An 8,398-nucleotide genomic window follows, 5' to 3' on the forward strand; every position below is an offset into this window, starting at 1 on the left:
GGCAAACCCTTTATTCCCTGGTCAATGACATCAGGAATTACTTTTCTAATGATGTTAAATGCCCCATTGACATCGGCATTTAACAACTGATTTGTTCCCATTTTATAAAGTCCCCTAGCTAACCTTTTTCCCTTAAATAATGGTTTTTCTTCACCATATTTAGGTAACTCATCCCTATCTAAAGCACTGGATTGTGAGGTATAGGATTCTTCAGTTATTATGACTTTTATTCCTTTTAATTGAGCTTTGTAGGTTAACATTTCTATTAATCTATAATGGGGAATATTAACAAATTGTTGATTATTCCTTTTTCCTAGATTAAGAGATTGTTTCATCCGCTCATTATGCCCAATTATTAACGTCCCTATTTGATGAATAGTACACCAATCTATTACTCTTTTACTGGCTGTGTGTAGATAATTTTCTACTCGACAGTTTCGTTTATGGGTTAGGAATAGCAATCTCTTAGATGAGGGTTGATTATTTCTGGTTTTCAGTTGAGATTGTAAGCGGGAACGTTGTTTGTTGTAGAAGGTGTTAATTGCTTTTAACGGTCTGCCATTTACCAAAAGAGGTGCTACACCTGTTTGATTTGTAGTTACAGCCATTAAGTTATTAACTCCTAAATCTATCCCAGCTATCTCTTGTTTATCTGTGGTTTCCGACCGTCTTTCATAGACTATTTCAATGACATAACAGCTACTTTTGGGGACAATTCTCACCTCAATTATTTCTCTTCGGGAAGTCGGAATCTTTAAGTCGCTCATAGACAAGTGACAAATTCCTTCTTTTAAAGGTTTTTTATAAATTGATTCCTGAGAATATATTAGCAGGTTTCTTCCTTTGGTTTTGTCCTTATACTTAATAATTTTAGGTTTTCCTAAAAATTTTTCAGGGTGTTTTTTCCAAGCTTTAAAAGCGGCAAAATAACTAACCCAAGCTTGCTCCAATCTTCTGATTATCTGCTTGCTCACTTTCGTGGGTAAAGCTAAATAATCTGAGGTTTTAGATACCAGATGATAGAGTTGATTAAAACTCAGTTTTTGGGAGTTTTCAAAGAAATATTGGCGATAATGGTAGTTAGCTAGATTGAACAAATTTTTTGACAAAAAGGCATAATGGTCTATTTCTGACCATAAGGGATGGTTTTGACTGATAATATGACGTTCAACTAGCTTCATATCTTCATTATACCTGATAACCTTCTTAAAATCTATCGGTGGCAAAAGTTACGGCTCTTCTGGTTTCTGTGTGGAAACGAGGTCTATACTGATAGTTTCTTCGACAAAATAGTCCTAAAAGTGTTGCCCGATAAGCATTTCACGATTCTATAAGCAAAAATTATCACACAAAGTCGAGAAGAGCCAAGTTACTTATTTTAGCTATCTAGCTACAGAAATGAGTAACTTTAAAAAGCTTTAGGTAGGTTTTTGGTTTCTGTGGTTAACCCAGTAACTTCTCGATCAGTTCGGGGAGAAAGAACTCGATCGAGATGCAGCTAAAATCTGGGTTCGGGAATCAAAAAGGGAAAAGTGCCGGACCCGGGAGCTTCTGTTTTACACTAGAATTTGGCCGCCTGAATCTAGATCTATGCCCACTCTGACCCTCAATTTTCCCCTAACTGCCGTTGTCGGCCAAGAAGCGATTAAATTAGCCCTACTCTTAGCCGCCGTGGATCCCGCCCTGGGGGGTGTGGTGATTGCCGGTCGTCGGGGAACCGCCAAATCAGTCATGGCGCGAGCGATACATTCCTTACTGCCACCGATCGAAATTATTGCAGGTAATGTCTTTAATTGTGATCCCAACAATGCCGACGAATGGGACGATCGCACTAAAGAAGAATATAGCAGTGGAGAGGTCGCCACGGAAGTTATCCGGGCCCCTTTCGTGCAGATTCCCCTAGGAGTCACCGAGGATCGTTTATTGGGTTCCGTCGATGTGGAAGAATCGGTGAAACAGGGGGAACCAGTCTTTCAACCCGGTTTATTAGCCAGCGCCCATCGGGGAATTCTCTACATCGATGAAATTAATCTACTTGATGACCAAATTGCTAACCAATTACTCACAGTTTTAAGCGAAGGACGTAACCAAATCGAACGGGAAGGCATCAGTTTTCAACATCCCTGTAAACCGATCCTGATCGCTACTTATAACCCAGAAGAAGGGGATTTACGAACCCATTTATTAGATAGAATTGCCATTGCGCTTTCCGCCGATGGTGTCCTCAGTTTAGACCAACGAGTCACCGCCGTCAATCAGGCGATCGAGTATGCTGTTTCTCCCACCGCTTTTATCGCCCAATATGCCCAAGAAATTGATGATCTAAAAACCGAAATTATCCTGGCGAGGGAATGGTTAAAAGAGGTAAAAATTAAACCCGAACAAATTAGTTATCTAGTGGAAGAAGCGGTTCGCGGTAGGGTAGAAGGTCATCGTGCCGAGATTTTTGCCGTGAGAGTAGCCAAGGCCGCCGCCGCTTTAGAAGGTCGGGATTTAGTCAGTGCCGATGACTTAAAAAGAGCCGTCGAATTAGTTATTGTACCTCGATCGCTGATTACGCCGCCACCTCCGGAACAGGAACAACAGCCACCGCCACCACCGCCACCACCGGAACCGCCCCAAGACGAAAACCAGCAGGAACAGGAAGAAAAAGAGGAGGAGAAAGAGGAGGAAAAAGAACCGGAACAGCCCGATAATTTGCCGGAAGAATTTGTTTTTGACCCAGAAGGGGTTTTACTGGATCCTAGTGTGCTGTATTTTGCCCAGATGGCCCAGCGTCAGGGGAAATCGGGGGCGCGTAACCTGATTTTCTCGGAAGATAGGGGACGTTATATTAAGCCGATGTTACCCCGGGGCAAGGTAAAAAGAGTCGCCGTCGATGCCACTCTCCGGGCGGCCGCGCCCTATCAAAAAGCCCGTCGCTTGAGGAATCCCGAACGTCATGTGATTATAGAAGAAGGGGATCTGCGCTCAAAACGGCTGGCCCGCAAGGCCGGTTCTTTAATTGTCTTTGTCGTCGATGCCTCCGGTTCCATGGCCCTGAATCGGATGCAGTCGGCCAAAGGTGCGGTTATGCGTCTGTTAACGGAAGCTTACGAAAATCGCGACCAGATTGCCCTGATTCCTTTCCGGGGTGAGCGAGCAGATGTACTATTGCCACCGACCAAATCGATTACCCTAGCGAAAAAACGTCTAGAAACCCTGCCCTGTGGTGGCGGTTCCCCTTTGGCCCACGGTTTAACCCAAGCGGTTCATGTGGGGATGAATGCCCGTTTATCGGGTGATATCGGTCAAGTGGTGATTGTGGCGATTACCGACGGGAGAAGTAATATTCCTTTGGCGAAATCTTTAGGCGAACCGATTCCGGAGGGGGAAAAACCCGATATTAAGGCAGAACTGCTCGATATTGCCGCTAAAATTCGCTCTTTAGGCATTAAACTGCTGGTTATCGATACGGAGAAAAAATTCGTCTCCACTGGTTTTGCCAAAGAATTAGCCCTAAAAGCCGGGGGTAAATATTATCATCTACCCCGGGCCACGGAACAAGCGATCGCATCTATGGCGCGAGGGGCAATTGCGGGACTGTAGCTAGGGTTTGCCAAAAAAGGGTTTCCTGGGGGCAGGGTGTGGGGTGTGGGGTGTGGGGTGTAGGGTGTGGGGTGTAGGGAAGGAAACCTCTTTCATCTGTGGGGGTGAAAATTTTTTCATCGGGACTGCCTCCTGCCTTCGTTATTGACTCGAATTTTGCTGATTTTCTGTTTTTTTTCGGTCTGGTGTGACAGCATCTAGAAAAACTTAACAATAATCAGCAATAAGCGAGAGATATACTACAAACAAACATTAGTAAGTTTTAATTAAGATAACTATGAGCTTTCGATTTGGCAAAATCTTGATAGCAGGGGTATTAGCGGTACTTTTGCTAGTAACTTCCTGTGCTAAAGCTCCCTCACAATTTGACCAAGCGCAACAAGAAAGTACCGCTCGCGGGGCGGCGGCAGTGGTGAAAGAATCCACCTCTGGCGGCAGTTTTAATCGGTTTTTCCCGCCTTCTGGGGGAGGATACGAGCGCGTCTATACCCAGGAGAAAAAAGGCTTTGCTGAGGCAAAACTGAAGCAAGATGGCAAAGTTGTGGCTATGTTAGCCATATCTGACATTAGCAATAATCCCGCCGCGGCCAATAAATTCCAAGACAGTCAAACCACAATCAAAGGTTTTCCCTCTGTGGAACAGGGTACAACCGCCAGCGCCGTTTTAGTCAATAATCGCTATCAAGTCAAGGTTTTATCGCGGGAGCCAGATTTTACTGCCAGCGATCGCCAAGATTGGTTAGCTAAGTTCGATTTAGATGGTCTAGCAAAATTAAAGTAAGGAGACATCCGTGAGTAAGCCAATTTTTCAACTGGTGGACGAATTACCGACGAATAATCTCACCGTCAAAGTCCTTAAAACCCTTGATTATGTGGTGCCGGGAGAGTGGGATAACCTAGTCGGGTTTAAAAATACGATTATCAAAGTCACCGGCGAAACCGACGAAAGCATGATTCAACAGATTGGCGATCGCGCCGTTTGGTTGTTTAATGATAAATCCCAGGGCTATCAACGGGCGCTCTGGCTCTACCAAACCATCGACAGCGCCGATAATGCCCTAGCCACCGCCTCTCTTGCTAATGCCGTCGGTGGTAAAATTCCCCTCATGGGCGGTTTAATCGAAAGATTAACCCCTGCTCCCGAAAAAGCGCAAACCATCGATCTAACCCTGAAATTAGTGACCGAATTAGTCGCTTTTTGTCAAATTAATGGCATTCCGGGGGATAGTATCGGGGATTTCGTCGCTTCCCTAGGAGATTATAGCGGCGAATCCTTGATGCGGATGGCGGCATTAGTTTGTTTGGATGGTTTAATCCCTCTGGGGGGCAGTTTTATCCGCAAAGTGGAATCGAGCCTGAGCATTCTCAGGCCGGAAGAATTAGAATCTAACTCCACTTTCGGCAGTATTAAAGAATTGATTCCGGGGGGAAATACTGCCAGAAAATTAGACTTTATCGGTCAAAGTTTCGACTCCACTAAAGGTTGGATGAGTGGTTTTGTCAGCGAGCGCAGTTTGAGCCAGCAGGGATTATTGAGCAAAATCCAGGGATTTATCGACTTTTCTGCCGATAAATTGGTATATGTCGGGGCATTCCTCGATATGACCACCAATTACTATGAACATACCGGCATTCAAACCCTGGCTCGTCGTTTAATCGAAAGAGCCGTGGCGGAAATTTAACTGGAAGACTCTGATAACAACCGAAGAAAAAGCCCTAGAGAAACGGGAGGAGTTGACTGAAGCTGCTGAGACTCTATCTCACCAGAAATGCTCCTCTTTTCTCCTCAGGATGTAGGTGTTTACTTCAGCTATCAAAAAGCAGCGAGTGAAATGCCCGCACAACCCGGAGCGATCGAACAAGCCCGATAAATTTTCCTGTCCCCAACCTGATATGATCGGGATTGCCAGGCTTACGATTAAGACCAATGCAAAATTTTCCTATCTCCAAATCTCCATGATTTAGGGCTTTTTTCCTTGGGAATTTGTCGTTAAGGACAGCAGCACCAGTTTATTTTTTATCTTTAGCCCCGCATATCTAACCGCTCATGTCTATTGAAGAAGCCTTGAAACTCCTAAAAGAATATGGATGTATTCAACTAAAAATTGCCCAATCCCCCGAAGAAGAAGAAGCTCTAAGACAGGCAATTTTATTAGTTAACCAAGGTTCGGAATCAATTAATTTAGGTATCTGTGCCGATAACAGTGAAGAGGGGTTTAAAGCCCTGAAAAGTTATCTACAAGCCCTAGGATACCCCCTACCTAATACTCTCCCAGAAGACCAGCCAGAACCGGGATCGGTGTATATTAAATACAATACCCAAAGACAAGCTTCCTATCTCGATTCCTATACGGGAACCTATCGCGGTGTCCTGGTTTCTTGTCAATCAGAAAATGATCAATTAGTCGGTACTTATGGTCACTTTCCCCTCGATTTATTCTCTGAAGAGGCATAGTTTTGGGGTTATTGAAGCGATTAACAATCATCGGCACCCCCCTTATCAGGGGGGGATCAAGGGGGGATCGGCACCCCCCTTATCAAGGGGGGATAAAGGGGGGATATATTGAAACCACTTACTTAACCAGCAAAAAGCTCCCCACTCCTGTCCACTGAATTCTTAACTTTTTACCTGAAAAAAATATGTATTTGTTAATTCCAGCAGCGGGAATGGGTAAACGGATGGGCAGCGATCGCAATAAGTTACTGCTCATCCTGCACGGAAAACCGCTCCTCGCTTGGACTTTGCTGGCTGCCATGCAATCCAGGGCAATTATCTGGATTGGTATCATGGCACAACCAGAAGACTTTGAGGAGATACGAGCAATCATGACCGCCATAAATGCCGTTAAACCCGTGCAAATCATCCAAGGAGGCGAAACCAGACAAAAATCAGTTTATAATGGCTTACAAGCCCTACCAGAGGGGGCTGAGACGGTTTTAATTCACGATGGGGCGCGATGTTTAGCCACCCCCGAATTATTCGATCGCTGTGCGGCCGCTTTAGCCACTTGTCAGGGTTTCATTGCGGCGGTTCCGGTGAAAGATACGATTAAAATTGTCGATAGCAAGGGTTGGATTGAGGATACACCGGATCGATCGCGGTTGTGGGCGGCCCAAACGCCCCAGGGTTTTCAGGTAAAATTATTAAAAGAATGTCACGAACAGGGCCAAAAATTAGCTTGGGAAGTCACCGACGATGCCGCCTTATTAGAAAAATGTGGTTTTCCCGTCAAAATTGTCGTCGGTGAAGAAACTAACTTAAAAATTACTACCCCCGGAGATCTGGCAATTGCCGAATATATTTTAAGTCAACGTTTGCCATAAAAGTTTACAGTGATTGTATTAGACTAGGTAGCGGTCAACTCTAGGCGGTCTCTGATGACTTTTCCCTTTATATCAGTAATCATTCCCATCTACAATGGTGAAGATGATCTTCCCGATTTGCTCAAATGTTTGCAAAGTCAAACCTATCCCCGAGAGCAAGTGGAGTATCTTCTCGTAAATAACAATAGCAGCGATCAAACTGGGTCTATTTTAGAACAGGCAGTGATCGAGAGTAAAGGGTCAGGATTTCCGTTAGTTGTTCTTACAGAAAATCAGATTCAAAGTTCCTACGCCGCTCGTAATTTAGGCATAAAAAATGCCCGTTATGATCTGTTAGTTTTTACCGATGCCGATTGTCGTCCTTCCTATCAATGGTTAGAAGAAATAGTTAAACCCTTTGGTGATGCTGATATTGGTATCGTTGCGGGGGAAATATTAGCTTTAACTGGTAACTCCATCCTAGAAAAATATGCTGAACGTCGAGAAATTCTCTCGCAAAAATTTCTCTTAGAACACTTTTTTTCTCCCTACGGTCAAACAGCTAATCTAGCAATTAGAAAAGCCGCTTTCGAGAAAGTTGGTCTATTTCGTCCCTATTTAACTACTGGTGGTGATGCCGATATCTGTTGGCGTATTCAACAACAAACCGACTGGCAATTAACCTACGCACCAGAGGCAATTATTTACCATCGTCATCGTTCGACTATCAAGAGTTTTCGCAGTCAATTTCAACGCTACGGCCGTTCAAATCGCTATTTGCATGAACTACATGGTTGTGATTTACAAAGAAATTTTACCAGTTCCGAATTAATTTATCGTCTCGGTCGTTGGTTATTAAAAGAACTACCAAAAAATACTCTCAAGTTACTGTTTGGTAAAGCAGATTTAGTAGATTTATTGGCTACTCCCCTCGATTTAATTGGGTTTCAGTCCCGCAGTCAAGGACAAGCCACGGCTAAATTACCCGAAAAAGCTAAAGAAATCGAATGGCTTTAATTCAGTTATCAGTTATCAGTTATCAGTTATCAGTTATCAGTTATCAGTTATCAGTTATCGGTTATCAGATGTAAGTTTTCAGTTCACTGATTACTGTTTACTGATTAAGGTTTCCTCCATGGTTTCTCCCTGAGTGAAACATCCCGGAAGATCCTTAATTTCTGATACATATCCCCCGTCATCATCAGGATAAATTGTTATTGGATATTTTAACCCCAAATAAAACTCTAATGATTCAAGTTTAGTTTTATTACTTGTACTCATATTTTTACCTCTTTAAAGTTAGCAAATAGGATCAATATATTTTGAATAAACACTCAGAAAATAGGCTCTACCGAACCTGTCATGCAAAACTATCAACAACTCATGCTTGTAAAGCTTGTACAATAGGGCTTTGAGTTTTTGTTAGATTGATATTTATCAACTTTAGAGCATTGCTGGACAGAGAGGGAGCTTGGGGAATTTTCTACAGTGTAAGTTCGGAAGAACC

Annotated in this window: 8 protein-coding genes; 6 read left to right on the forward strand and 2 right to left on the reverse strand. The window is 43.5% G+C overall.

The window, feature by feature from the left end:
* Positions 1-1,181 (reverse strand): RNA-guided endonuclease InsQ/TnpB family protein (locus IM496_RS15355; RefSeq protein ID WP_287662453.1); only part of this gene is annotated, 1,181 nt, incomplete at its 3' end.
* A 409-nt stretch (positions 1,182-1,590) separates the two neighbouring features.
* Here IM496_RS15355 and bchD point away from each other — a divergent pair.
* From bchD to IM496_RS15385, 6 genes are all read left to right on the forward strand, one after another.
* Complete coding sequence (gene bchD / locus IM496_RS15360; protein ID WP_045361417.1) at positions 1,591-3,588, forward strand: magnesium chelatase ATPase subunit D; 1,998 nt, start codon at positions 1,591-1,593, stop codon at positions 3,586-3,588.
* 277 nt (positions 3,589-3,865) lie between these two features.
* The gene (locus tag IM496_RS15365; RefSeq protein ID WP_287662448.1) at positions 3,866-4,369 is read left to right on the forward strand and encodes a hypothetical protein; all 504 of its coding nucleotides are present in this window, start codon (positions 3,866-3,868) and stop codon (positions 4,367-4,369) included.
* A gap of 10 nt (positions 4,370-4,379) precedes the next feature.
* Positions 4,380-5,270, forward strand: coding sequence for a hypothetical protein (locus IM496_RS15370; protein WP_287662449.1), 891 nt, complete (start codon positions 4,380-4,382; stop codon positions 5,268-5,270).
* 365 nt (positions 5,271-5,635) lie between these two features.
* The gene (locus IM496_RS15375) at positions 5,636-6,043 is read left to right on the forward strand and encodes a DUF1824 family protein (RefSeq protein ID WP_194016335.1); all 408 of its coding nucleotides are present in this window, start codon (positions 5,636-5,638) and stop codon (positions 6,041-6,043) included.
* 185 nt (positions 6,044-6,228) lie between these two features.
* The gene (gene ispD / locus IM496_RS15380) at positions 6,229-6,912 is read left to right on the forward strand and encodes a 2-C-methyl-D-erythritol 4-phosphate cytidylyltransferase (RefSeq protein ID WP_194016337.1); all 684 of its coding nucleotides are present in this window, start codon (positions 6,229-6,231) and stop codon (positions 6,910-6,912) included.
* Between the two features lie 54 nt (positions 6,913-6,966).
* The gene (locus IM496_RS15385; RefSeq protein WP_287662450.1) at positions 6,967-7,908 is read left to right on the forward strand and encodes a glycosyltransferase family 2 protein; all 942 of its coding nucleotides are present in this window, start codon (positions 6,967-6,969) and stop codon (positions 7,906-7,908) included.
* 90 nt (positions 7,909-7,998) lie between these two features.
* On the opposite strand, the gene IM496_RS15390 is transcribed toward IM496_RS15385, so the two are convergent.
* The gene (locus IM496_RS15390; RefSeq protein ID WP_287662452.1) at positions 7,999-8,172 is read right to left on the reverse strand and encodes a type II toxin-antitoxin system HicB family antitoxin; all 174 of its coding nucleotides are present in this window, start codon (positions 8,170-8,172) and stop codon (positions 7,999-8,001) included.
* Between the last annotated feature and the right edge of the window lie 226 nt (positions 8,173-8,398).

The sequence above is a fragment of the Microcystis sp. M049S2 genome (assembly GCF_020245625.1).
GTDB classification, from domain to species: Bacteria; Cyanobacteriota; Cyanobacteriia; order Cyanobacteriales; family Microcystaceae; genus Microcystis; species Microcystis ichthyoblabe_A.

What these genes read in the sequence shown, in the direction of transcription:
- bchD (WP_045361417.1), top strand. Translation starts at nt 1,591, where the DNA reads ATGCCCACTCTGACCCTCAATTTTCCCCTAACTGCCGTTGTCGGCCAA.
- IM496_RS15365 (WP_287662448.1), top strand. Translation starts at nt 3,866, where the DNA reads ATGAGCTTTCGATTTGGCAAAATCTTGATAGCAGGGGTATTAGCGGTA.
- IM496_RS15375 (WP_194016335.1), top strand. Translation starts at nt 5,636, where the DNA reads ATGTCTATTGAAGAAGCCTTGAAACTCCTAAAAGAATATGGATGTATT.
- ispD (WP_194016337.1), top strand. Translation starts at nt 6,229, where the DNA reads ATGTATTTGTTAATTCCAGCAGCGGGAATGGGTAAACGGATGGGCAGC.
- IM496_RS15385 (WP_287662450.1), top strand. Translation starts at nt 6,967, where the DNA reads ATGACTTTTCCCTTTATATCAGTAATCATTCCCATCTACAATGGTGAA.
- IM496_RS15390 (WP_287662452.1), bottom strand. Translation starts at nt 8,172, where the DNA reads ATGAGTACAAGTAATAAAACTAAACTTGAATCATTAGAGTTTTATTTG.